Below are 25,329 nucleotides of genomic sequence, written 5' to 3'. Positions count from 1 at the left end.
CCTCTATCCTTACTTTTAGTATCGGATTCAAGAAGAAAAAACTGCATACAAAAACGGATGAATTTCAAAGAATCATCCGTTCTGTTTCATTCATTTGTCGCGTTCACAACTTCAAGCGGAATCGAGACTTCCGTTTCCCCTTCTTCCGCGACATGGAAGAGTGGAAGTGTTTCCGGTACGAACAAGTCTGGATTTAAATCGACTTGATAGACATACGTTCGCACATCCCCTTCACGCTCGGCTGTCAGTTCGCCAAATGGGATGGGGACTCGGTTTCCTTCCACTTCGTAACTGATAACCGTTGTCGGTTCGAGACGCCGGTCTTCAAGCATGCGAATCGTGAACAGCATCGTCGAACTGTTCGCGCGTTCTAGAGAGACGGCGATCGCCTCGGACTGCCCGGCTCGCTTATCAATCAATTGTTCATCGACATTTTGTTCGTAGACGATGTTCTCCTCGGTCGCTTGTTCGCTTTGCATCTGCTGACAACCTACGACAATCATCAAGCCGAGCACAAAAGCGATGGCCAACACGCGCATGTTACTCCCCCCTTACTTCAGGGCGAAAGTTAGTTCCGCTTCACAAGCGACTTCTCCATCGACAGTCGCCACGGCCCGACCTTTGCCGATTGGGCCACGCACTTTCAAAATCTCGACTTCAAGGCGCAATTGATCGCCTGGAACGACTTGACGTTTAAAGCGACATCCGTCGATTCCAGCGAAGAAAGCGAGCTTACCACGGTTCGCTTCTTGTTTGAGCATCGCGAATGCACCGACTTGTGCGAGCGCCTCGACAATCAAGACGCCTGGCATGACGTTATAGTCTGGAAAATGTCCGTTGAAGAACTCTTCGTTCGCCGTCACGTTTTTTAGTCCAACGGCCCGCTTGCCTTCTTCGACCTCAAGAATACGGTCGATGAGCAAGAACGGATACCGATGTGGGATTACTTCTTTAATCTGTTCAATCGTATACATGGTTCCACCACCCTTATGAGGTTAGCCAAAAATCGGTGATATGGCGCCACGTGTCGATGTTGAACACGTCCCTCCACTCGCCGCCGCCAATGACGCTGTACCCGATAATGGCACCAATCGCGAGCATCGCGACAGCCAATATGAGGACAACGATGACACGCAGCAAGATTGGGAAACGGCGGTTGTTCGACAGACGCTTCCGCTCTGTCCGCTGTTTCGACTCTTTTTCTTCCGAGCCCTTTTGTTCTTCGTTCGCCACGTCCATTCATCCTTTCAGCTCATCTGATTATAACATATTAGTACCAGGTAATAAAACCGTTGTATGAGTTCTCTTTTAGTGTAACGTATCTAGAAAACCCGAACAAGCGCCCCGTCCTAAAGACGGGAAATGAAAAAAGGATGTTGCTTTCATAGAAGGATATGCTACCGTGAGAGTATTCATTTATGAGGAGGTATTATTCTATGTGGAAAGAGTTTAAAGAGTTCGCCATGCGTGGCAACATCGTTGACCTTGCCGTCGCCTTCATTCTCGGGGCCGCCTTCACGGCCATCGTCAACTCGCTCGTCAACGACATCTTCATGCCACTTCTCGGCATCTTGATTGGCGGCATCAACTTCTCAGACTTATCGATGAGCGTGCTCGACGTCGAGGTCGCTTACGGCAACTTCATTCAAGAGATCGTCACGTTCTTACTGATCGCCTTCGCCTTGTTCATGATGGTGAAAGTAATCAACCGTTTGAAGCGAGAAAAAGCCGTCGAAGAGACGCCGGAACCAGAACTGTCACGTGAGGAACAACTCCTCTCTGAGATTCGTGATTTGTTGAAAGAACGCTCATGACGAAAAGCCTGAACCCATGACGGGTCAGGCTTTTTTGTCGAGCAACCGCACGACCCGACCGACGGCGTTCGTCAACAGCGTTGGCGCCTCACACATCGCCTCCTCGAGCGTCATCACCCGGGAAACGATAGGGAACACCGCTTCGATGCCGACGTCCGGGACGGCGACCACTTCCGTCTGTCCGGTGAATACGAGCGTCGGAACGCCGTGTGCGTGGGCGATTTGGGCGAGTCCATACGGGGCTTTCCCATACAGCGACTGCTGATCAAACGTCCCTTCTCCCGTGATAAGCCAGTCGGCGTCGTGTACGTGCATCTCAAAGTTCGACCAACTTACGACTTCCTCGATTCCGCTCCTATACGTCGCCCCAAGCTGATAGAGGGCAAACCCAACTCCACCTGCCGCACCCGCACCCGGTCGTGTCGTCATATCGTGCGTGAAACAGCGGGCATACTCGACAAGATATGCCTCATAGCGTCCGATGTCTCGTCTAGTCAACCCTTTTTGCGGGCCAAACACGACGGCTGCCCCATCGTCACCAAGTAGCGGATTCGTTACGTCCGAGGCGATGCGCCATTCCACTTCTCGCGCTTCCGGCATAAGGTTCGACCAATCGATGGATGCGACACGCTCGAGTTGATGAGGGAAAGTACCGAGTTCGTTTCCAACGTGATCGTAAAATCGGACTCCGAGCGCCTCAAGCAGACCTTTGCCCCCGTCGATGGTCGCACTCCCGCCAAGCCCGACCGTGATGTGCTTCGCCCCAAGTTCGAGCGCCGCCCGTATTTGCAGTCCGGTTCCGTACGTACTGTAACGCCATGGATCGCGCATCTCGACGAGCGTGAGCCCGGACGCCTCGGCGAGTTCGATGACTGCGTCTCGTGATGACTCGGACCAGCCAAAGCGTGCCCGTCGCATCCTACCGTCGAGCGCCGTGACGTCATGCGTCATCACGTCTCCATCTGGATGCGTCGCGAGCCAGGCATCGAGAAACCCTTCACCCCCGTCCGACATCGGTACGGTCACGACGTCATGTTCTTCGAGTGCTCGCGCCACGGCCGCATTTGCCTCGACGCTCGTGAGTGATCCTTTGAATGCATCCATTGCCACGACAATCTTCATGCCATCCCTCCTCCTCATAAGTGTAACGCAAAAACCGCCCCCCCGAGGAGAAGCGGCCTACGTTATGGGCGAAGTGACGTGACAAGCCCCATCATCTGGTCACTCATCGAGAGTGCCCGTGAGTTCATCTGATAAGCTCGTTGGGTGATCGTCATATCGGTCATCTCTCTCGTCAAATCGATGTTCGACGACTCGAGTGTCCCTTCAATCAAGAGGTTTCCGAACGGACGGTCGACCTCGGTCTGAAAATCGGCCGAGTAGACATTGTTTCCCATCGGACGGAGTTCTGACGTGTTCCGCACTTCCACGATATCGAGTCGTCCGAACTGTTGCTCGACCCCATTCACGCTCGCGACGACGACCCCGTCTTGACGGATGCGGTGATTCGTCGCTTCGTTCGGCATCGTGATGCGGTTACCGTCCGCGCCGAGCAGCGCGTTTCCGTTCACATCGACGAGCGTCGTCTCGGCACCGACCGACAGTTGAAGATTGCCGTCTCGTGTTACGCCAGGACCATTCGGTGTCTCAACGACGAAGAATTGCCGGCTCGCCTTCAAGAAGACGTCGAGTCCGCGCTCTGTCGCCCGAATCTGTCCGATGCTAAACTGTTGCGAGATGTCGGCGACGTGTCCCCCGACCCCGATCCGAATCCCGTTCGGCGTCTCGCGCCCGACTTCGAACTCGGGACGAGGTTGGTTGTTGTACGCCTGTGATAGGAGCGATGCGAAGTGCCCTTGTTGGCGCTTGAATCCGACCGTATCGACGTTTGCGATATTGTGTCCGGTCACATCGAGTTGACGCTGCAACTGCGTGAGCGAGTTGACCGAATTATAAATGGACTGCATACGTTTCCTCCTTATCGAACCCGAGCGATTTCAATTGCCCGCTCGGCACTCTTGTCATACGCTTGGACGACTTTTTGGTTCGCCTCGAACTGACGATACGTCATCATCAGGTCGGCCATCGTTTGGTCGAGGTTAACGTTCGCTTCCTCGATGTACCCTTGCTGGAACGTGACCGGTGCGAGCGCCGGCGCGTCACCGTTCACACGGTAATCGTTCCCGACTTGTTCGAGCGTCGCCAAGTCATCGACTTGATAGGCGCCGAGTGTCGCCACGTTCTCGCCGAGTGACGTGATTTGTCCCTCGGTAGACAATGTGAACTCGCTCGACGGTAACTGAATGCGGGCGCCGGCGTCTGATAAGACGTATCCGCCGTCAGATGAACGGAGGAAGCGCTCCTCATCGACGGCGAAGCGTCCGTTCGTCGTATAGAGCGTCTCACCGTTTTGTTCGACCGCGAACATCGGGGCACCCGTGAAACCGGCTGGCGCCTTCAAATAGACGTCCGTCGGATTTCCCGTCTCCGAGATGCTACCGGTTGAGAAACGTGGCATCGTCTCTTGAAGATACACACCTGTCGAGAGCGTCCCGACCTGACCTTGCACCCGTGAACGGTTGTTGCCAGGGTTACTCACTTGGGCGAGCAACATCTCCGGGAACGACCGAACGACACCGTTCGATGCCTTGAAACCCGGTGTCCGTACGTTGCCGAGGTTATTGCTTAAAATCTCTTGTTGGCGTTGCAGCGCGTTCATCGCACCGGCCGCCGTATATAGTCCGCGTAACATGATCGTCTTCCTTTCGTCCTTAAACGTGTTCTACTTTCTTTATCGTACCAAACGAAGGAATCATTCACCGTTTTTTGAAAAAATATAATAAAAACGAGTTCATCTCTGCTTTCAGAGACGAACTCGTTTTTATGATTCGACAATCGGCAGTTCGACAACCATTGTCGTCCCTTTCCCAGCGTCCGAGCGAACGTAAATCGTCCCACCATGAGATTCGACAATCTCTTTACAGATGGCAAGCCCGAGGCCGGTGCCTCCAATGTTGCGGCTCGCGTCGCTCTGTACACGGTAAAACTTCTCAAACAATCGTTTCGCGTCTTCTTCTGATACACCGATTCCTTCGTCTTCAATGGCGACCCGGATGACGTCGTCATCGCAATCGACGTTAACAGTGATATTGCCACCGTCTGGTGAGTATTTAATCGCATTGTTCAAAATGTTCGAGAACACTTGACGAAGCCGAGCCGGATTTCCGGAAATCTGGAGCGACTCGTCACAATCAAAGTGGAACATATGGAGATCCGTTGAGCCTGCTTGAATCTCAAGTACATCTGACAACATTTCATAAAGGTTCTCGACTCTGAAGTCTTGCTGGTCGGCGCCTGCTTCCATCTTCTGCACGTCGAGCAAATCGCTGACGAGTCGCTCAAGGCGCTTCGTCTCACTATTGATCATACTCAAGTAGCGCTTCCGCTTCTCCTCGTCGACATGACGATGCGCCAATAGCTCGGTGAACCCGAGAATCGAGGTGAGGGGAGTACGGAGTTCGTGCGAGACAGTCGCGACAAGCTCCGTCTTCAAGCGATCGATTTCAATCTCTTTCGTGACGTCACGTGACACAAACATTAAACCGAACCGTTCGTCTTGCAGTTCAATCGGTTCGGCGTACATCCGTATGATACGTCTACCCTGTTGCATCGAGTACGTAAACGTCTCATCGAAGATTCCCTCCCGACGAGCTCGATTCGTAAAGCGAAGCAACCCTTCCCGATCATCGATTTGACTCATGAACGGTTCATAAAACGTCTCAATCGGGTAAAGACTTTGGCGATTGTCATAGGGGACCGGTTGATCATACAAATCAAACAACGCCTGATTCCCATACATCTTTCCCGTGCTCAATTCTTCAAACACAATGGAATCGCGCATCGTGTGCAGAATACGAGCGGTCTTTTCACGTTCGCGCTCTAACGCGTCGTGTTGCCCAATCAACGAACTCGACATCTCATTGAATGATTTCGAGAGTTGCCCGACTTCATTTTTGAGTGGCTCGACCGGGATGAGCGTGGCATGCGGGTCGACCGCAAGTCGTTCACTATTCGTAATGAGCGCCTGAAGTTGCTTCGTCAATCGGACAATATACGGCTGAAGGCTCACGAACAAGATAAAGACGGCACCGAGTAAAATCATAAGCCACATCCACTGGGCGCGCGCAAGTTGTTCAGATAGCGACTCACGAAGCGCGGTCTCTTGAAAATCGAGATCGGCACGATAGTCGGTGAAGACCGATTCCATATCAACGATACTTGCACTCATATCGGCTGCACTTTTTGAGTTCAGTTTGAAACGAGTTTGGTTCGATGTCGCATTTTTCGGCATGAGCTGACCGACCGTCGCCATCTGTAGGAACGGTTCGTCAATCTCGCCATTCTCTTTGGCAATGACGTATCGTTCAAGTCCAGGCATCACCCTGCTCGTATAAATTGTGAATAAAAGACGCGCGTCTTTGGCAAACGTCTTCTCTTCTTTACTGACAGCCCGCTCTTCAAACCATGTCGTCTGTTCATCAATTTTTGTCTGAGCTTTGCGCACTTCATTTAAAAGTGCCTCTTCTCCGAGTAAGACATGCCCGCGCATTTCGTACTGCATGGACTGCCAAGTTTCAAACAAATTGGTCGCCTGCGATCGTTGCTCACTAATACGTTCAAGCTCGACAGTCGTCTCTTTAATTGCTTGTTGTGTATAAAAGTAAGTTCCGAGCGACGTCAGCGTAATCAATGCGACGAGTACGTAAAACACTGTCAGCACTTGACGGCTGATTCTTGCTTCAATCCAACGTTTCATTTGTAGCCTTCTTCCTTCGTTTATTCCTGCTTGGACTCAGCTCATTTCTCTATTCAAATAAGGCGATTTCTTGTAATATAATAAAAGATTAATCACTTTTTAATTGTAAGTAGTTTGTCAAAAATTTGGATAACTTCAGTATAAACTTGTCTTCTCACAAGAAACTCACAAGTCCGAAAGGAATGTGCTCATGACCCGTAAACATATCGGGCTGATGCTTGTCATTATCGTTGTCGCCATTACGAGCGGCTTGTTGCTCACCCGCGGACAAACGATTGACAGTACAGCCACTGTTACTCGCGGTTCGGCCGATTTGACCGAGTCAAACGTGACACAGCAAATTCTTCGACTCGATGGAACATGGCGCTTCCAATCCAGTCTACTCGACCAAGTCGACCGACAATCCTATCGACACGTCCCCCATATCACGCCTCATGCAACTGCGACGTATGAGGTCGATGTTGCGCTTCCATCTGGACATTATGCAATCCGTGTCCCAGAAAATCATCCTCACGTTCGTTTGTTCATCGATGGGGCGCCTGTCGAGCGCATCTACTCTTCTGCTAAACAGAGTGATCGCCAGGCTTATTTGGTATTGCTTGAGCCGGAGATGTCATCGTTTCGCTTGACGATGCAAATCAACACGTCCAATGACCGACCGACCGGGCTTGAAGAAAGTCTGTTTATCGGCCCGATCAGTAGTATGCTGACGTTGCAAAATGAACTGTTCAGTTACGACTTCGTGAACGTATTGATCGCGTGTCTAATCTTTCTTTTTTATCTCATCGTTTCCATCTTTCATCGGAAAGAATCGATTTATTTATATGGGGCTGCTTTTTTCTTCCTTGTCGCCTTGTCGCTCTTGATGCGCGATCAAATCGTCTTTGAACTCATCCCGTCCGTGGCGTATATCGTCGCCCATAAAGTGAGTCTGATTGCCGTAATGCTTAGTGTCTGTATGCTCATCGAATTTGCGATACGGCTCGAACGCGTCCCGTTCGAACGTTTCTTACAGATTGCGACGTATCCGCTTTATTTGTTAAGCGCGGTTGCCGTTATCCTCCCTTACAATGCGCATAGCGGATTTGACTACGGCGCATGGATTTACATCTTGTTCATCACGTTCTTTTGGAGCGGGCTCAACGTCAATTGGCTCTTTGAGCGAAAGACGACCGGCTATCCGCTCGAGTTCTTCATCTTCACACTGGCGATGATTCTCGGGTATATCGGCCAAACCATTAACGTGTTAATCCCTCACCCGAATCAGTCCGTCTATACGAGCGTCTTGTCGCTCACGTTCTTCGTGCTCATGTTCATGTTGCTGCCGGTCCATTTATCGACGGATAAGCGACAAAAACAAGAAGTCCAGACGTTCGCTGACCAAAGCGAGATTTCGTTCTTCAACGCTCAAATCAAGCCACACTTTCTCTATAACACGTTCGGGAACGTCATCGCCCTTTGTTACACGGCACCCCATGAAGCCGCTCGACTACTTGGGCATTTGAGCACATACGTCCGCTTCATCTTTGAGAACGGCCGAACAGAAACGACCATTACTCTCGGACAAGAACTCGAGATGATCGACTCGTATCTATCGATTGAACAGACGCGATTCAACGACGCGTTCACCGTTATTAAAGACATTGATGAGAGCCTGACGAACTTCGAAGTCCCCCCACTCCTCATCCAGCCACTCGTCGAGAACGCAATTCGGCACGGGTTGATGAAGAAGAACGGCAAAAAGCGGCTCATGTTAGCGGTGCAAGACCTCGGTTCGGCAATCGAGATTCGAATCGCTGACAACGGGTTAGGATTTGATCCGAAACATACGACGATGCCGTCGTCTGGAATCGGGATCCCGAACGTCCGGAACCGCATCGCCTACTTGTCAAACGCTACGTTTAAAATACAGTCGGAAATCGGCGTCGGCACGCACGTGCAAATCCGTCTTCCGAAACACGAAAGGATGAACGTCCCGAATGCGCACGATTTTGATTGAAGATGAACAACACTTGCTACGGATGATGGAACGCATCGTCCAAACCGAACCGAACTTGAAGTGGATGGGCTCGTTCCATGACCCGAAAGAAGCCTTGACGTTTTTACAAAATCAAGATGTCGACCTCGTCTTTCTCGATATCGAGATGCCTAGCATATCGGGCATCGAAGTCGCCAAACAGTTGCCGGAAACGACACAAGTCGTCTTTACGACGGCACATAGCCACTACGCGGTCGAAGCGTTCGACTTACAAGCGACGCATTATTTGCTTAAACCCATTACAGAAGAAAAAATACATGCTTTAATTCCCCGTGTGACGAAACGCTATGAATCAATCTTGCAATCGAAACGTCATCGCACGTGTACGATTCAATGCCTGGATCATTTCTCCGTCAATACGCAAGACGGCGACCTTGTTAAATGGCCGACACAAAAGACGGAAGAACTGTTTGCCTACTTGGTATATCATCGCGATAAAATCGTCAACAAATGGCTGATTGCTGAGACGCTATACCCTGATATCGACGAACCACAACGTGCGCTTCATAACGTCTACAATCTCGTCTATCGCTTGAAAAAGACACTTGCTGACTACAATTTAAATATCTCGATTCAGACCATTAATAATGGCTACTCGCTCCGTCTCGACGAAGCGTGCGCATGCGATTATCATACGTGGCTCGATGCGAACCCAAAACCGATACCAAAAGAAGAAGTAGAAAGTCGCCTCTTTGTCGACAAAGATTATACATGGCACTAAAAAACGCTTCTCCGATCCCTTCGGAGAAGCGTTTTTCATCGTCCGGTAAACCCTCCATCGACGTGAAGATGCTGACCGTTTACCCACGCCCCGTCCGGTCCCATTAAGAACGCGACAAAGCGTGCCGTATCTTCTGGGGTACCGACGCGGCCCTTTGGAAAAAATGGAACGAGATAGTCATGTAGTGTCTCGTCAATCCAACCGGAATCGGTCGGTCCTGGGTCGAGGGCGTTGACGGAAATCCCGTAGCGCCCGGTCCCGTTCGCGAGCGCCGGCGTAATGGCGATGAGCGCCCCTTTCGTCGCGATGTAGGCGAGATTGTTCGCGTCCGGTCCACCCGACACCATGAACAAGACTCGTCCATCTGTTAGCCCCGCTCGTTTAAACCGCTCCAGGAAGGCGAACGTGAGCCCGAGCGTTCCTTCGTTATTGACGAGGTAATGCGAACGAAGCGTTTCGGTCGTGAACGAGTCGACGTTCACATGTCGCTCGTACGTCGCATTGTTGATAAGCCGACTCGGAACACCGAGTGTAGCCTCGACACGGTCGAGCAGTCCTTCCGCGTCTCCGGACGCCAAATCGAACGCCTCATGCGCGACACGTGCGCCTAAAGCCTGTAATTCGTCGACGAACCAATTTATGAAGTCTGGCTCGGCCCCGACCCCGTCCGTCTCGTCAAACGGGGTCCAGTGTGTGAGATAGAGGTCGTGTCCCTCTTTGGCAAGCTTTCTGGCGATTGCCGCGCCGATGCCTTTATGACGGCTGACACCGGTAATCAAGGTGAGTGGTCGCATCATGTTCCTCCGATTCGTTCTGAATTTTATATTTACCTAGTTCATTCAAAAATCGGTGCCATGGCGATTCCCCTCTCTCATTTCGATAAGTCTAGTGTATCAGACATTTTCCGAGGAAATAAAAAAACCTGATTCACGCTTACACGCGTGAATCAGGTCGAGCTCATTTCAATCGATCCAAATGTTCGAGCATGATGCCCGTACCGTGTGCGACGCTGAGCGTCGGCTCTTCGGCAATCATGACCGGCAATCCGACACGCTCGGCGACGAGCTGGTCGATGCCGTGAAGGAGCGAACCGCCCCCTGTCATGATGATGCCACGGTCGATGATGTCGGCCGCGAGTTCTGGCGGCGTCTGTTCGAGGACGCGCTTCGTCGCTTCGACGATTTCATTTGCTGATTCGGCCATCGCCTCACGGAGTTCTTCTGACGTGATCGTCACCGTACGTGGCAATCCACGTACCATGTCACGTCCGCGGATGTCCATCGTCTCGTTCCGTCCACCTGGGAACACAGTCGCAATCTCTTTCTTGATTTGCTCGGCCGTCCGTTCCCCGATGATGAGCTTATGCTTGTCTTTAATAGCACGGAGGATGTCTGTATCAAAACGATCACCGGCGATTTTAATTGTCTCACCGCAAACGATGTCGCCCATCGAGAGAATCGCAACGTCTGTCGTTCCGCCACCGATGTCAACGATCATGTGACCGACCGGCTTCCAAATGTCCATTCCTGAACCGACGGCTGCCGCTCTCGGTTCATCAGCAAGGAACACTTCTTTAGCGCCAGCTTTTTCAGCTGCCTCACGAATCGCTTTCGCTTCGACCGGTGTCACGTTCGCCGGCGTACAGATAAGCATGCGAATCCCACCGAAGAAGCCGCGCACTTGAATCTTCTCGACGAAGTGGCGAAGCATCTCTTCCGTTGTCGCAAAGTCGGCGATGACGCCGTCACGGAGTGGACGGATGGCGACGATGTCACCTGGTGTACGACCGACCATCTCGTACGCTTCCGTGCCGACGGCGAGGACTTTCCCCGTCGAACGTTTGATGGCGACGACCGATGGCTCGTCAAGGACGATTCCGCGTCCTTTAACGTGGATGACGACGTTTGCTGTTCCTAAATCAATCCCGATATCTTTTGAAAACATGATGTATAGGTTCCTCCGTTCATTACTTCATTGAAAAGAGCGAGAAGAATCTCCTCGCTCCTATGAGTCTATTAATTAGTTGTTGACCATTTCTTCAGCAACTTCGACATTTCCTTCGATTCGCTCGATGTCTGCCCCGAGCGCTTGAAGTTTCTTGTGGAAGTCGACGTAGCCACGGTCGATATGATATAAGTCGCCGACACGTGTCTCTTCGTCGGCAATGAGTCCTGCAAGCACGAGTGCTGCACCGGCGCGAAGGTCTGTCGAGACAACTTCGGCACCTTGGAGGCGAACGCCGCCTTTGATGATTGCTGAACGTCCTTCGATTTTGATGTCTGCGTTCATGCGGCGGAATTCTTCCACGTGCATGAAGCGGTTTTCAAACACCGTTTCAGTGATGACCGATGTGCCGCCTGCTTTTAAGACGAGCGCCATCATTTGAGCTTGGATGTCTGTTGGGAAACCAGGGTGTGGCATCGTCTTCACGTCGACCGGCTTCAACTCATCCGGTGCGATGACGCGCATGCCTTCTGCTGTGTCTTCGAACTGAACACCCATTTCTTCCATTTTCGAGATGAGCGGGCGAAGGTGCTCGCGCTCTGCCCCGATGACTTCGATGTCGCCGCCTGTGATGGCACCTGCGACGAGGAACGTACCCGCTTCGATGCGGTCCGGAATAATCGAGTGCTCGGCACCGTGGAGTTTTTCCACGCCTTCGATGCGAATCGTTTCTGTACCGGCACCGCGGACATGTGCGCCCATACCGTTCAAGAAGTTCGCGAGGTCGACGATTTCCGGTTCTTTGGCGACGTTCTCGATGACCGTCGTGCCTTCAGCAAGGACCGCTGCCATCATGATGTTTTCTGTCGCGCCGACAGATGGGAAGTCGAGGTAAATCTTCGCGCCTTTTAAGCGACCGTCGACTGACGCTTCAACGAAGCCGTTGCCGATGACTGTCTTCGCACCCATTGCTTCGAAGCCTTTCAAGTGGAGGTCAATCGGACGTGAACCGATTGAGCAACCGCCTGGCATTGCGACGCGCGCATGACCGAGACGAGCGAGAAGAGGACCCATGACGAGGATCGAGGCACGCATTTTGCGAACGTACTCGAGCGGTGCCTCGTCTTTGATTGTGCCCGAGGCGTCGACAGTGACTTCGTTGTTCGTTTCATCAAATGCGACCTCGGCACCGAGGTGACGGAGTACTTTGTTAATCGTGTATACGTCAGCGAGACGCGGTACGTTCTGAAGTACTGATTTTCCTTCGCTAGCTAATAAAGTGGCAACCAATGTTTTGAGTACTGCGTTTTTTGCTCCTTCTACACGCACAGTACCTGACAATTTACGTCCTCCACGGACTACAATCAAATCCTTCATATCTCTCTTTGTCCTCCAACTTCGTTGATTTTGTGTTCTATACGTCGATATCCGCAACTTCCGGATGTGGTTGTGTCGATTACTATGATGGTTTGTGAAACGTGACGTCGTTATCAGTGAAAAACGAAAGATAATTGCGATAAAATACTGATAAAAACGGCATGTCAGACGAGTTTATCCTACACGATAAACATATAGGAATCGTTACAACAGGATTACAGTTTGTTAATGGTTTTAAACATCACTGTAATGGTGCGAGCGCCTGTGCCAATCGGATGTACTCCAAAAAGAACTGAGCGATGAGTGAACCAAAGACGACAGCCACGAGAACGCGCAAGACGGCTGCTTGCGGACTCTTCACTTGATTGAGCACTTTGTCCCATTTGACTGGCATGAGCGCCCACCAAGCGACGTAAATCGCTACGATATAAATGACGAGCGATAATACGGTGTTAATCATCGATGATTCCCCTCTTTTCAAAAATTCGTACCATTTTTAATCATAGCATGTCGCGACAGAGAAAAAAAGACTTAGCGTGATTAGGAAGGTTCGTTTCATTTCATTCCATCAGCTCGCTTTCTCATTTAACCGCATACAAAAAGGAACGTCATCAGCGTGTAGCCTTACTACAGTAATTGACGTCCCTTCAAAATTTCAAACATTATTCACTTTTTTCGTCAAACGTCTGAGCCCATCGAATCGCTTGAATGTAATAAGGCGACCAGTCCGGCGCGGACTCATCGACCGGCACTGTCAAGTGTTCATAAGCCTTTACCGCTTCTAAGAGCGCCCGGAGTGCGTTCTGTTTCCCGAGTAACGCTTCTTTGACGACCGGCTCGACTGGGAGTTCAGAGACGAGCGAAGTCATTGTTTCGTCTAAGATGACGTCGAGCGACGAGAAGATGCCCGTGATGAACGCATCGAACGGTTTGACTTCTGGCGTCGAATCGGCCGCAATCAATTCCATCATCTTCCCACGGATGACGCTTTGCTTGATTAGCTCTTTTGATTCAGACGTCTGCATCTCCCGAAGAAGCATCAAATACGACCAGCGCCGCAGTTCATCGAGGCCGATGCGGGCGACGGCTTGTTCAATCGACTGAATTGTACGGCGCCCTTTTTGATACACCGTGTTGACCGATCGAAGCATCTTATACGACAAATCAACGCTCCGTTCAATCAAACCGGCAATCCGACGGAAGTTCGGTTCGGGACGGTCCAGTTCTTTTAACACTTCTATGAGTGTGTGGCGGAGCGGATGCACTTCAGCACCGTGGATGACAGTCGGTCTACTGAAAAAGTAGCCTTGGAACATCTTATAGCCAAGCTTCTTCGCCGTCTCGTATTCGAACGGCGTCTCGATTTTCTCGGCTAAAAATTCGACGCGATGGCCGAGCGCATCAATCAAGCGTTTCTGCTGATCAACAGGCGTCGCCTGATAATCAATTTTGATAATATCCGCAAGACCGATGAACGGTCGATACTTCTCTTCGAACACGAAATCATCGAGGGCGATTGTATAGCCTTTACGACGGAGCGACCTTAAGGCAGCGAGTACTTTCTCCGTCGGTTCGACGTGTTCGAGTACTTCGACGACGAGTGATTGCCGAGGCAATAAGGCCGGTACTTCCCCTTCAATCAAATTTTGGGGAAAGTTAATGAACGCCCGCGTTCCTTCGGTCAACTCCCGAAAGTTGAAGACGAGGTAGGCGTTGTGAATCACGTCGGCGGTCGCTAACGCGTCGTCGACATGTTCGAATATATTTTTTTCGCTGCGGCGGTACAACAATTCATAGCCGCAAACGCGTAATTTTTGGTCGAATATCGGTTGTCGCGCAACGTATACTTTCATCCCTTGTTCTCCTTTTGTTTAGTCCCACCTTTATTATCGGCATAAGTGATGCGCTTGTTTACTGCTTTTCCCAACTCCGGTCGAGACTTTAGACCTATTATAATGAAGGAACACGACAAAAAAACCTTCCCACCGAAGTGAGAAGGTTAAGATTCAGTCTTTCATGTCGCGAATGCTCAAGCGGTTGATCGCTTTTTTGAGCGCGAGCTCCGCGCGACGAAATTCGATTTCCGAAATCTTTGTGTCTTGAAGACGACGTTCGGCTCGAACTTTTGCCGCTGAAGCACGGTCATAGTCGATTTTGTCCGCCATTTCGGCTGTTTCAGCTAAGATCGTCACCGTGTCGGGACGAACTTCCATGAAACCGCCGCTGAGTGCGATCAGCGTGCGTCCACCATCTTCGTGGCGCAACTTGAGAATTGAGATGTCGAGCGGTGTCACCATCGGGATGTGTTTCGGTAAGACACCGATTTCACCGGTCACCGATTTGGCGATTACCATCCGCGCCTCGCCCTCATAGGCTGCACCATCCGGGGTGACGACGTTGACGTGAAGAGTATTCATCGTCTAGTTTCCCCCTTCCGCGTAGGTCTTAGACCAACGTCTTCGCTTTTTCGATGACGTCTTCGATTGGACCGACAAGACGGAATGCATCTTCTGGGAGATCGTCGTGTTTTCCATCGAGAATCTCTTTGAAGCCGCGCACAGTCTCTTTAACCGGTACGTACGAACCTTTTTGGCCTGTGAACTGCTCAGCCACGTGGAAGTTTTGTGACAAGAAGAACTGAATGCGACGTGCACGGTGAACCGTGAGCTTGTCGTCTTCAGACAACTCGTCCATCCCGAGAATGGCGATGATGTCTTGGAGTTCTTTGTAACGTTGAAGCGTCTGCTGCACGTCACGCGCGATTTCGTAGTGCTCTTGTCCGACGATGTCAGGTGAAAGGGCACGTGAAGTCGAAGCGAGCGGGTCAACGGCCGGGTAAATCCCCATCTCCGAGAGACGACGCTCAAGGTTTGTCGTTGCATCAAGGTGAGCGAACGTCGTCGCTGGAGCCGGGTCCGTATAGTCATCGGCTGGTACGTAGACCGCTTGAATCGATGTAACCGATCCTTTTGCTGTCGACGTGATTCGCTCTTGAAGCATACCCATTTCCGTTGCGAGTGTTGGCTGGTAACCTACGGCAGATGGCATACGACCGAGAAGGGCCGATACTTCCGAACCTGCCTGCGTGAAGCGGAAGATGTTATCAACGAAGAGAAGAACGTCTTGCCCTTGCTCGTCACGGAAGTATTCTGCCATCGTGAGACCTGTCAAGGCAACACGGAGACGTGCGCCAGGTGGTTCGTTCATCTGACCGAATACCATCGCTGTTTGTTTGATAACGCCTGAGTCCGTCATCTCGTGGAACAAGTCATTTCCTTCACGCGTACGCTCACCGACTCCTGCGAATACAGAAATTCCGCTGTGCTCTTGCGCGATGTTGTTAATGAGTTCCTGGATGAGGACGGTTTTCCCTACACCGGCACCACCGAAGAGACCGATCTTACCACCTTTGATATAAGGGGCAAGAAGGTCGACGACTTTGATACCTGTCTCGAGAATTTCAACCTTCGTCGACAACTCGTCGAACGTCGGTGCTTGACGGTGAATCGGTGAACGACGCACTGTCGGGGATACTTCTTTATCGTCAATCGGGTTACCGAGGACGTTGAAGACACGACCGAGCGTCTCTTCCCCTACCGGTACCGAAATCGGTGTACCTAAGTCAAGTACTTCCATGCCGCGGCGAACGCCGTCCGTCGAGTCCATCGCAATCGTACGGACCGTGTCATCCCCAAGGTGAATCGCCACCTCGAGCGTCAAGTCAACACTTACATCTTCCGCCGATGTCGCCACGTGCGTGACTTTAAGGGCGTTGTAGATGTTTGGTAAGTGGTTGTCGAACTTAACGTCGATAACTGGGCCCATGACTGCGACTACGCGGCCTTTCATGCCGTATTCGTTCATCGTGTTAGCCTCCTACAATCTAGAGGGCGGGCGCTTATTCAAGCGCTGCCGCACCTCCGACAATCTCTGTGATTTCTTGTGTGATCGCCGCTTGACGCGCGCGGTTGAACTTGAGCTTGAGTCCACGAATGAGTTCATCCGCGTTGTCTGTCGCGTTCGACATCGCCGTCATCCGCGCCGCGTGCTCCGATACTTTCGCATCGAGGAGCGCGCCGTAGATGAGTCCTTCCGCATAACGCGGGAGGAGCGCTGCTAAGATCGTTTCTTCTTCTGGTTCGTATTCATACATCACATTCGATGCGGTCTGTTCGATATTCCCAAGCGGGAGCAGTCGATCGATTTTCACTTCTTGGCTAATAACAGAGATGAATGAGTTGTAGCAAAGCTTCAACTCATCAATCTCGCCGTCGCTGAACGCGCCGACCGTCTGCTTGACGATCTCTGCGACTTCAACGAATGTTGGCTGGTCGTTTAGTCCTGTCATCGCACTGTACACCGGAATGTTACGCGACTTGAAGAACTGAACGCCGACCTTCCCAATCACATACAGACGATAGTCGTCCGTTGAATCGTGTTTTGCTTTCAATTCGCGATACACGTCACGAAGGACGCTGGCGTTGTATCCACCAGCTAGTCCGCGGTCAGACGTGATGACGATATAGCCGGTCCGTTTGACGGGACGGACTTGAAGCATCGGGTGTGTTGCACCTGAAGTACCGCCGGCAATCGACGAGATGACTTCCTGCAACTTGGTCATGTACGGCTTGAAGTTGGCGTTGCTCCCTTGAGCCCGGTTCAATTTCGAGGCCGACACCATGTTCATCGCTTTCGTGATTTGCTTTGTGCTTTGGGTCGAGGTGATCCGCATCTGGATCTCACGTAATGATGCCATTTCGATTCACCACCTTAATAGACGCTCGTCACCGGATTAAACCGATGGCGAGAACGTCTTTTTGAATTCCGCAATTGCATCGACCATCGCCTCGTCAGCAGGAAGGTTTCCTGTTTGACGAATTTCGCGGCAGAGGTCTGCACGGTTTTGGTCGAGCCATGCGTTCATTTCTTTTTCGAAACGACGGATGTCTTCAACTGGGATGTCATCGAGATGACCTTTCGTGAGGGCATAGATGATGATGACTTGTTTGTCGACCGAGAGTGGTGCGTTCAAGTCTTGCTTCAACACTTCAACGGTACGTTGACCACGGTTGAGCTTCGCTTGTGTCGCTTTATCAAGGTCAGAACCGAACTGCGCGAACGCTTCAAGCTCACGGTATGAGGCGAGGTCTAGACGGAGCGTACCCGCAACCTTCTTCATCGCTTTCACTTGAGCCGAACCACCAACACGCGATACCGAGAGACCGGCGTTAATCGCAGGACGTACCCCAGAGAAGAAGAGGTCCGACTGAAGGAAGATTTGACCGTCTGTGATTGAGATTACGTTCGTCGGGATGTACGCCGAGATATCCGACGCTTGTGTCTCGATGAACGGAAGGGCTGTAAGCGAACCGCCGCCGAGTTCGTCGTTCAACTTCGCCGCACGCTCAAGGAGGCGTGAGTGGAGGTAGAAGACGTCACCTGGGTAGGCTTCGCGGCCTGGAGGACGACGGAGAAGAAGTGAGAGCTCACGGTAAGCTGCCGCTTGTTTCGAAAGATCATCATAAACGACGAGAACGTGTTGTCCGCGGTCCATGAAGTACTCACCCATCGATACCCCTGCGAATGGTGCGAGGTAAAGAAGTGGAGCCGGCTGTGAAGCCGATGCTGAAACGACAATTGTGTAATCGAGGGCGCCGTTTTGACGGAGCGTCTCAACTACGCCACGAACAGTCGATTCTTTCTGACCGATTGCGACGTAAATACAAATCATGTTTTCTTCTTTTTGGTTGATGATTGCATCGATTGCGACCGATGTCTTACCAGTCTGACGGTCACCGATGATGAGCTCACGCTGTCCGCGTCCGATTGGTACGAGGGCGTCAATCGCCTTAATCCCAGTTTGGAGCGGTTCGTGAACCGACTTACGGGCCATAACGCCGTAAGCTTTACGCTCGATCGGGTTATAGTTGTCCGTCACGATCGGTCCAAGACCGTCGATTGGTTGGCCGAGTGGGTTGACGACGCGTCCGAGGAGCGCCTCACCGACCGGTACTTCCATGATGCGGCCCGTACGTTTAACCGAGTCGCCTTCTTTGATGCCTTTGTAATCGCCAAGGATGATAATCCCGACGTTACCTTCTTCTAAGTTTTGCGCCAAGCCCATTACGCCGTTTGAGAACTCAACGAGTTCCCCGGCCATAACGTTATCGAGTCCGTGTGCACGTGCGATCCCGTCACCTACTTGAATGACTGTACCTGTCTCACTGACTTCGATTTCAGAGCCGTACGAAGCGATTCGCTCTTTTAGCAGGGCGCTAATTTCTTCAGCTTTGATCGTCATTGAATTCACCCCTATTTCTTACGCATTCAACAGTTCACGCTCGAGGCGTGTCAGTTTGGTTTCGATTGTGTCATCGTACGTCGTGTAACCGATTTGGACGCGGAGTCCACCGATGACTTCTTCGTCGACGACATTCTGTAATTGAAGCGTCTTGCCCACCTTCTGACCGAAGACGAGTTCGACTTCTTTTAAGTCCGTTGCCGACAATGGGTAGGCGCTCGTGACGAACCCCTCTGCAATACCGCGGAACTCGTTCACATATTCGCGAACGTAACGCGGCAACGCGCGAACTTCGCTCGCACGGTCGTTTTCGACCATGACGAGAAGTGTGTTCACAACGATTGTCGTCATATCACCAAAGCTATCTTTCAAAAGCTGTGCAAGCTCGCTGTCGCTGATTGCCGGATTCGTTAAGAGATCCATCAATTCAGGTGTCGCGTGGAGCACTTCATCGAGCAGACGCACTTCCGCTTCGACTTGGTCGAGCGTGCCTTGTTCCCGCGCTAAGTCGAAGAGCGCTTTCGCATAGCGTTTTGCTAGAGATGCGTTCATTAGTTAGCACCTTTCGCTTTTGACAGGAAGTCTGTGACGAGGGCACGTTGTTTCGCTTCGTCACCTTTAAGGTCAGAACGAAGGACGTGGCGTGCTGCCGAAAGCGCCTGTGTGACGACTTCCGTCTGAAGCGATTGTTTCGCAAGCTCACGCTCACGCTCGATCGCTTTCTCAGCCTCGATTTTAATTTGTTCGGCTTCCAAACGCGCCTGCTCCACCAAGCGTGCTTGTTCTGCTTCAGCCTGACGACGACTTGAATCGAGCATTTCTTTCGATTCCGTACGTGCCGCGCTGAGCGCTTCACGTTGTTCGACGACATAAGTTTCCGCATCTTTGCGGCTCTTTTCAGCGAGCTCAATTTCGTTCGCTACATACTCTTCACGCTGTCTCATCATTCCAAGGAGTGGTCCCCAAGCAAATTTCTTCAACAGGGCCAAGAGTACGAGGAATGTGAAAAGTGTAAAGATCATATCCAGGATGCGGAGGCCTTCACCGCCAGCACCAGCTGCAATCATCATCGTATCCATGCATACCCTCCTCTTGACTAAATAAGTGAGGGAGACGGGCTCCCTCTTCCATTATTCTCGTTAACTCGGAATCAAGAGTTGAGGAGAAGGAAACCGACAGCTACACCGATGATCGGGAGGGCCTCAACCAAACCGATACCGATGAACATTGTTTGACGAAGTTCGTTTTTGAGTTCTGGCTGACGTGCTTGTCCTTGTACTGTACCGTATACGATGAGACCGTTACCGATACCTGCTGCGAGTGCTCCAAGACCGATAACGAGTGCTGTTGCAAGAAGATTCATTTGTTCCATTGTGTATATTCCTCCTAAAAGTTAAGTAAATAGTTTTTTGTGTTCAACGCTTTGGCGAAGGCGAATCAATGCTCGGCTGAAGCCTTGTGCCCGATGTACACCATTGCAAGCGTCAGGAAAATGTAGGATTGGATAACCCCGATAAAGATTGAGAAACCTTGCCATAAAATCATTGGGAAGATTGCGAACACAGCACCGAGCGGGTTTAGTGCTCCTTGTGCCGTAATTGCGAGTCCCAAGATGATGGTAATCATGATTTCACCGGCAAAGATGTTACCGTAAAGACGCAGACCGAGTGTCAAGGTGTTCGCGAACTCCTCGATGAGCTTGATCGGCAATAAGAACCAGACCGGCTTGACGTACTCCGCCGAATAGTGCTTTAACCCGTGCAGCTTCACGCCGTAGTAGTGCGACATTGCAACGACGAGTGTCGACAACGCCAATGTGACATACGGGTCGGCTGTCGGTGAGTTAAACCATAAGTAGTGACCAGAGATGACGTTAAACGGTAGACCCATCAAGTTTGAAAATAGAATGAACAAAATCAATGTCATTCCGAACGAGATAAAGCGTCCGCCCGTCTTCCAATCCATCGCACTCGAGATGACTCCGCGTACGAATTCTGCAAAGAACTCCATGAAGTTCTGTTTGCCAGTCGGCTTCATTGCCAAGCGTCGTGTTCCCCAAACGGCGAACGTGAAGACGAGCAGTGAAGCGATCAGCACCGTGATGACGTTCGTCCAGCTCCCATAAAGCGTGTAATCTCCAAGTTGTAGAGAATAGGTGGGAAACTCATGACCCATTAGTATTCACCTCTTTTCCTGCTGAGCTGGGCAAGTGTGAACTCGCCAAATTGTATGATGTGGCCGGCGATTAGACCAGTTACCACCGCAATGAGCGATACTCGATCCTCATAAAAGAGACCGACTATCACGGCTAACGCACCGACTGCCATTCTTGAAACAGTCCCGTGCGATTTCGGGCGTCGTCCATGTTCGATGACGTCATACATGCGAATGACGCTTCGATTCTGCATATGTAGAATGATGAGACTGGCGACCCCACCTAGGAACAACCCGAGAAAGACCGGTTTGTACATAGGGACGATGAACGCACCGAGGAGGAGAATGGCGAACCATCCAATGAACCACTTCGTGTAACGCTTCATCAACTGCTTTTGTGCTTGTCTGTCTGCTTGCACTTGTTGTAGATTCATTCGTCCTCTCCTGTCAATAAACTTCGAAGGGTGAGAACAAGCGCCGTGATCCCGAACGCCATGCCGAGAAGCACCGACACATTCCAACCAAACGTACCCCAGAATTCACGTCTCGCGCCGTATTGGCCGACGAGATAACCGATGACGATCGGTCCTGCAAGCGCGGTCGAGATTTGTGAGGCGAGCGAGGCATAGGATAGGTAACGATTCTCTTTTTTCGCCATCCTACTCTCCCCTTTCTCTCTAGGAAGCTCGTCTTCATCTTTGTCGATTCACACTCGCGTGACCATCAAAAGTCACACAAGTTCAGAGTAATGGAAATGGCATAAGAAGTCAATGAATTTCACAATTATAAAAGCGCTTTAAATCAAGTCGTATCAATGCTTTTACGCACTTCACAAACTAAATTAAAATCCATAAATTTTAAAAAAGTATGAAGAAATGGTGAAATAAAAATGTTAAATTGATAACATTTCACAAAACGAACAAGATGAAGAATAGTTCAGTTATACCTCCACGTTTTGGAAAATACAACGGCAAACGACGCACGTTCACAAAAGGTTTTGAAACGGAAGTTGACCTGATTTTGAAATCGTTTACAACGCCCTGTTTTAGTATACCGATACCCTTTTTACGATGTCGAGGGGTTCAGCCGATTTTGTCGTGAGGAATGTCACAGCCATTTTCCCTGAAGTGAAAATGCTGGAAATCCCCTCCCATCAACGTAGAATAGGTGGACAATCCCAATTCAAATCGCTACGATTACCGTGTAAGCGCTCTCTAAAATTGTGTCGATTTTGTGACTTTCGGAACCGACGCCCGCATCTTCTATTTTGGATGTGTGTCAGGAGGAAATTAGATGGACTGGATCAACCACTTACAGACCGAAGTCGAAGACGATATTATCTTCACAGATGCCACGACTCGTCTCGCCTATTCGTTCGACGCGACCCCGAACTATCAAGCGATGCCCGATGCGGTCGTCGCCCCACGTTCGACGAAAGACGTTCAAGCCATTATGCGGATTTGTCATACCTATCGCGTCCCCGTCATCCCACGCGGTTCTGCGACGAACTTGGCTGGTGGGACAACACCACTCGCAGGCGGAGTCGTTTTGGACTTTCGTCATTTGGACAAGATTCTTGAGATTGATGAGAAGAATTTGACCGTCACTGTCGAACCAGGTTGCATCACCGGTCGTTTAATCGAGGCGGTGGAGGCAAAAGGACTGTTCTATCCGCCCGATCCGAGCTCGATGAAGATCTCGACGATCGGTGGCAATATTAGTGAGAACTCTGGTGGGCTACGTGGCCTGAAGTACGGGGTGACGGCAGACTACGTACTCGCCCTCGAAGCAGTGCTCCCGAACGGCGAGATTCTCAAAACAGGCGGGAAACTCGCAAAAGACGTCGCCGGTTATGACTTGACCCGGCTCCTCGTCGGCTCTGAAGGGACGCTCGCCGTCATCACAAAGGCGACGCTCAAGCTCATTCCGCTCCCGGAGACAAAGCAGACGATGCTTGCCCATTTCAGCGACTTAGACGGCGCCGCTCGGACAGTGAGTCGGATCATCGAAAGTCGCATCATCCCGGTGACGCTCGAGTTCATGGACAAGAAAACGATTGAAGTCGTCGAGGCATACGCGAACATCGGATTACCAACCGACGTCGGCGCACTGCTTCTATTAGAACAAGACGGACCAAGTGAAGTCGTGCACCGTGACATCGAGGCGATGCACGCCATCTGTCTCGCTGAAGGCGCTTCATTCGTCGAGGTGGCACGGGACGAGCTGCACGCGGAGACGCTCCGCTATGCGAGACGAACGGCCTTGTCCGCGCTCGCCCGTCTTCGACCGACGACGATTTTAGAAGATGCGACCGTGCCCCGGAGCGAGATTGCCGAGATGGTTCGACGGATCGAGGCAATTGGCCGGAAGTACCGGATCGAGATCGCCACGTTTGGCCACGCCGGTGACGGCAACCTCCATCCGACGGTCGCAACCGACGCACGAGACCACGAAGAGATGGAGCGTGTCGAAGCCGCGTTCGCGGACATCTTCGCTGCCGCGCTCGAACTTGGCGGGACAATCACAGGAGAGCATGGCGTCGGGGCGATGAAGGCGCCGTATCTCGAATGGAAGCTTGGTGCATCTGGCATCGACGTCATGAAAGGCATCAAACTCGCCTTTGACCCGTACGGCATCATGAACCCGCAAAAAATGTTCGCGAAGGCAGCGAAAAAACGGCTCGTGCAAGGAGGCGGCGTATGAGACAACCTGCACAACTCACATCCCGGATGACCGAGAAACTCGATTACGAGGAACTGCTCGGCTGCATGCGTTGCGGTTTTTGCCTTCCGACGTGTCCGACGTACATCCGCTCGAAAGACGAGACGGCCTCCCCGCGTGGTCGCATCGCCATCATGAAAGGTGTTGTCGACGGCCTAATCGAACCGGATGCGGGCGTCGAAAAGACACTTAACGAATGCCTCGGTTGTCTCGCCTGCGAACCGGCTTGCCCAGCCGGGGTCCGCTATAGCGTCCTTCTTGAAGACGCACGCGCCGCCATCACCGAGCATAAACGCGCGACCGGTCAGATGGACGTCCGGGAGCGGATGATCCGAAAGGTCGTCTTCGACGGCTTGTTCATGAATAAAGCGAACATGGAGACGGCGACGGGGTTCCTTCGTTTCTATCAACAGTCCGGCGTGCAGACGCTCACACGGAAGTTGCGCATCCTCGACTGGTTTCCGGACCAACTCCAAAAGATGGAGGCGATTTTGCCGCCGGTCCCACCGAAAGCGGCGCGGAGACGGCGCTCTGAACGACTCAAGGCGACGGGACAACCGACAGCGCGAATCGCGTTCTTCACTGGCTGCCTGATGGACACGATGTTCTATGAGACGAACGCGAATACGATCAAGTTACTCCAGGCAGCGGGCTGTGACATCGTCATCCCGGACACCCAACAATGTTGCGGCGCCCTGCACGGACACGCCGGCGAACAAGCCGGGGCCGTCCAGCTCGCGAAACAAAACATCGAGGCGTTCGAAGCACTCGACGTCGATTACATCATCACGAACGCCGGAGGGTGCGGAGCGTTCCTACTCGGCTATGACCACCTATTGAAACAAGACCCAGATTGGCTCGCGCGCGCGGAGCGTTTCAAAGACAAGATTAAAGACTTCGCCTCGATTTTGATTGAAATCGGTTTCCTCGACCGAGTCACGCTTACGTTGCCGAAGCAAGTCATCACATATCAAGACTCGTGCCACTTGCGCAACGTGCAACAAGGAGCCCTCGCCCCGCGGCTGTTGCTCCAAGCGATTCAAGGACCGACGTATGTCGAACAACGCCATGCCGATAACTGTTGCGGCTCGGCCGGGGTGTATAACTTGCTCCAACCCATCATCGCGAATGACATTTTAGAGATGAAGATGGGACATGTCCGAGACACCGCTGCCCAGACGATCGTCACATCGAACCCGGGATGTCATCTCCAGATGCAACTCGGGATTCAAGAACATGGGACCGATTCGATGCGGGCCGTCCATTTGGCCGATTTATTGGCGGAGGCACTGCCCCATACGTAAAGGAGAAGAGCGCACGCTCTTCTCCTTTTTTGTCGTGTCATACATTCCCCTTCTCGGATTCACACATACTTCACAATTCCGATGATTTCACATGGAATTAAAGTTTACACACTTTTTTTCATGGGGTATGAATAAAATA

27 protein-coding genes are annotated in these 25,329 nt (G+C 51.6%); 5 read left to right on the top strand and 22 right to left on the bottom strand.

Annotation, left to right across the window (positions count from 1 at the left end):
* Positions 1-86 precede the first annotated feature (86 nt).
* From KNP92_RS01480 to KNP92_RS01470, 3 genes are read right to left on the bottom strand one after another with little or no spacing between them, the layout of a single operon-like run.
* Positions 87-539, bottom strand: coding sequence for a hypothetical protein (locus KNP92_RS01480; RefSeq protein WP_214835869.1), 453 nt, complete (start codon positions 537-539; stop codon positions 87-89).
* A gap of 12 nt (positions 540-551) precedes the next feature.
* Complete coding sequence (fabZ, locus tag KNP92_RS01475) at positions 552-974, bottom strand: 3-hydroxyacyl-ACP dehydratase FabZ (RefSeq protein WP_214835866.1); 423 nt, start codon at positions 972-974, stop codon at positions 552-554.
* Between the two features lie 13 nt (positions 975-987).
* Entirely contained in the window at positions 988-1,239 is a 252-nt protein-coding gene (locus tag KNP92_RS01470; protein WP_034807313.1) for a DNA-directed RNA polymerase subunit beta, read from the bottom strand.
* 197 nt (positions 1,240-1,436) lie between these two features.
* Here KNP92_RS01470 and mscL point away from each other — a divergent pair, with 197 nt between their 5' ends.
* A complete protein-coding gene (gene mscL / locus KNP92_RS01465) occupies positions 1,437-1,814 on the top strand; it encodes a large conductance mechanosensitive channel protein MscL (protein WP_214835863.1) in 378 nt (125 codons plus the stop codon).
* A 24-nt stretch (positions 1,815-1,838) separates the two neighbouring features.
* Here mscL and KNP92_RS01460 read toward each other — a convergent pair whose 3' ends face one another.
* The 4 genes from KNP92_RS01460 to KNP92_RS01445 all read right to left on the bottom strand — a co-directional run bounded on the left by KNP92_RS01460 (position 1,839) and on the right by KNP92_RS01445 (position 6,630).
* Positions 1,839-2,936, bottom strand: coding sequence for a glycerate kinase family protein (locus KNP92_RS01460; protein WP_251136356.1), 1,098 nt, complete (start codon positions 2,934-2,936; stop codon positions 1,839-1,841).
* A 62-nt stretch (positions 2,937-2,998) separates the two neighbouring features.
* A complete protein-coding gene (locus KNP92_RS01455) occupies positions 2,999-3,781 on the bottom strand; it encodes a flagellar hook-basal body protein (RefSeq protein ID WP_214835860.1) in 783 nt (260 codons plus the stop codon).
* Positions 3,782-3,792: 11 nt separating this feature from the next.
* Positions 3,793-4,566, bottom strand: coding sequence for a flagellar hook-basal body protein (locus KNP92_RS01450; RefSeq protein WP_214835857.1), 774 nt, complete (start codon positions 4,564-4,566; stop codon positions 3,793-3,795).
* A gap of 129 nt (positions 4,567-4,695) precedes the next feature.
* On the bottom strand, positions 4,696-6,630 hold the full coding sequence (locus KNP92_RS01445; RefSeq protein ID WP_214835854.1) for a sensor histidine kinase: 1,935 nt from the start codon (positions 6,628-6,630) through the stop codon (positions 4,696-4,698).
* Positions 6,631-6,820: 190 nt separating this feature from the next.
* On the opposite strand from KNP92_RS01445, the gene KNP92_RS01440 reads away from it, so the two are divergent.
* Together KNP92_RS01440 and KNP92_RS01435 are read left to right on the top strand one after the other, a co-directional pair.
* Positions 6,821-8,629 (top strand): sensor histidine kinase, encoded by a 1,809-nt coding sequence (locus KNP92_RS01440; protein WP_214835851.1) that lies wholly within the window; start codon positions 6,821-6,823, stop codon positions 8,627-8,629.
* Positions 8,610-9,389: a response regulator gene (locus KNP92_RS01435; protein ID WP_214835848.1), complete on the top strand. Its 780-nt coding sequence runs from the start codon at positions 8,610-8,612 to the stop codon at positions 9,387-9,389. The genes KNP92_RS01440 and KNP92_RS01435 overlap by 20 nt, the downstream gene beginning before the upstream one ends.
* A gap of 35 nt (positions 9,390-9,424) precedes the next feature.
* Here KNP92_RS01435 and KNP92_RS01430 read toward each other — a convergent pair whose 3' ends face one another.
* The 15 genes from KNP92_RS01430 to KNP92_RS01360 all read right to left on the bottom strand — a co-directional run bounded on the left by KNP92_RS01430 (position 9,425) and on the right by KNP92_RS01360 (position 21,823).
* Positions 9,425-10,183, bottom strand: coding sequence for an SDR family oxidoreductase (locus KNP92_RS01430; RefSeq protein ID WP_214835845.1), 759 nt, complete (start codon positions 10,181-10,183; stop codon positions 9,425-9,427).
* A gap of 163 nt (positions 10,184-10,346) precedes the next feature.
* The gene (gene mreB, locus KNP92_RS01425; protein WP_214835843.1) at positions 10,347-11,333 is read right to left on the bottom strand and encodes a rod shape-determining protein; all 987 of its coding nucleotides are present in this window, start codon (positions 11,331-11,333) and stop codon (positions 10,347-10,349) included.
* A 75-nt stretch (positions 11,334-11,408) separates the two neighbouring features.
* Complete coding sequence (murA, locus tag KNP92_RS01420; protein WP_214835831.1) at positions 11,409-12,710, bottom strand: UDP-N-acetylglucosamine 1-carboxyvinyltransferase; 1,302 nt, start codon at positions 12,708-12,710, stop codon at positions 11,409-11,411.
* Positions 12,711-12,951: 241 nt separating this feature from the next.
* Complete coding sequence (locus KNP92_RS01415; RefSeq protein ID WP_214835829.1) at positions 12,952-13,170, bottom strand: DUF1146 family protein; 219 nt, start codon at positions 13,168-13,170, stop codon at positions 12,952-12,954.
* Between the two features lie 202 nt (positions 13,171-13,372).
* Entirely contained in the window at positions 13,373-14,563 is a 1,191-nt protein-coding gene (locus KNP92_RS01410; RefSeq protein ID WP_214835826.1) for an EAL and HDOD domain-containing protein, read from the bottom strand.
* 153 nt (positions 14,564-14,716) lie between these two features.
* The gene (locus KNP92_RS01405; protein ID WP_214835823.1) at positions 14,717-15,127 is read right to left on the bottom strand and encodes a F0F1 ATP synthase subunit epsilon; all 411 of its coding nucleotides are present in this window, start codon (positions 15,125-15,127) and stop codon (positions 14,717-14,719) included.
* A gap of 28 nt (positions 15,128-15,155) precedes the next feature.
* Complete coding sequence (gene atpD, locus KNP92_RS01400) at positions 15,156-16,574, bottom strand: F0F1 ATP synthase subunit beta (RefSeq protein ID WP_285801056.1); 1,419 nt, start codon at positions 16,572-16,574, stop codon at positions 15,156-15,158.
* Positions 16,575-16,608: 34 nt separating this feature from the next.
* Positions 16,609-17,466, bottom strand: coding sequence for an ATP synthase F1 subunit gamma (gene atpG, locus KNP92_RS01395; protein WP_214835820.1), 858 nt, complete (start codon positions 17,464-17,466; stop codon positions 16,609-16,611).
* 36 nt (positions 17,467-17,502) lie between these two features.
* On the bottom strand, positions 17,503-19,011 hold the full coding sequence (gene atpA, locus KNP92_RS01390) for a F0F1 ATP synthase subunit alpha (protein ID WP_034814522.1): 1,509 nt from the start codon (positions 19,009-19,011) through the stop codon (positions 17,503-17,505).
* 18 nt (positions 19,012-19,029) lie between these two features.
* Positions 19,030-19,563 carry a F0F1 ATP synthase subunit delta gene (locus KNP92_RS01385; protein WP_214835818.1) on the bottom strand — a complete coding sequence of 178 codons (534 nt, stop codon included), beginning with the start codon at positions 19,561-19,563 and terminating at the stop codon, positions 19,030-19,032.
* Positions 19,563-20,090: a F0F1 ATP synthase subunit B gene (atpF, locus tag KNP92_RS01380; protein ID WP_214835815.1), complete on the bottom strand. Its 528-nt coding sequence runs from the start codon at positions 20,088-20,090 to the stop codon at positions 19,563-19,565. The genes KNP92_RS01385 and atpF overlap by 1 nt, the downstream gene beginning before the upstream one ends.
* Positions 20,091-20,161: 71 nt before the next feature.
* Positions 20,162-20,374 (bottom strand): F0F1 ATP synthase subunit C, encoded by a 213-nt coding sequence (gene atpE, locus KNP92_RS01375; protein WP_024370837.1) that lies wholly within the window; start codon positions 20,372-20,374, stop codon positions 20,162-20,164.
* Between the two features lie 74 nt (positions 20,375-20,448).
* On the bottom strand, positions 20,449-21,186 hold the full coding sequence (gene atpB, locus KNP92_RS01370; RefSeq protein WP_214835812.1) for a F0F1 ATP synthase subunit A: 738 nt from the start codon (positions 21,184-21,186) through the stop codon (positions 20,449-20,451).
* Complete coding sequence (locus KNP92_RS01365) at positions 21,186-21,599, bottom strand: ATP synthase subunit I (RefSeq protein ID WP_214835810.1); 414 nt, start codon at positions 21,597-21,599, stop codon at positions 21,186-21,188. Before KNP92_RS01365 ends, atpB begins: the two co-directional genes overlap by 1 nt.
* Positions 21,596-21,823 carry a hypothetical protein gene (locus KNP92_RS01360; RefSeq protein ID WP_214835807.1) on the bottom strand — a complete coding sequence of 76 codons (228 nt, stop codon included), beginning with the start codon at positions 21,821-21,823 and terminating at the stop codon, positions 21,596-21,598. The genes KNP92_RS01365 and KNP92_RS01360 overlap by 4 nt, the downstream gene beginning before the upstream one ends.
* Positions 21,824-22,458: 635 nt before the next feature.
* Here KNP92_RS01360 and KNP92_RS01355 point away from each other — a divergent pair.
* Positions 22,459-23,868 carry an FAD-binding oxidoreductase gene (locus KNP92_RS01355; RefSeq protein ID WP_214835804.1) on the top strand — a complete coding sequence of 470 codons (1,410 nt, stop codon included), beginning with the start codon at positions 22,459-22,461 and terminating at the stop codon, positions 23,866-23,868.
* Entirely contained in the window at positions 23,865-25,190 is a 1,326-nt protein-coding gene (locus KNP92_RS01350) for a (Fe-S)-binding protein (protein ID WP_251136355.1), read from the top strand. The genes KNP92_RS01355 and KNP92_RS01350 overlap by 4 nt, the downstream gene beginning before the upstream one ends.
* Positions 25,191-25,329: the final 139 nt, after the last annotated feature.

This window comes from Exiguobacterium sp. s122 (assembly GCF_018618475.1).
GTDB lineage: Bacteria > Bacillota > Bacilli > Exiguobacteriales > Exiguobacteriaceae > Exiguobacterium > Exiguobacterium himgiriensis.
The sequence above is the reverse complement of the archived record's forward strand: the minus strand, read 5'-3'. Positions and strand labels throughout refer to the sequence as shown.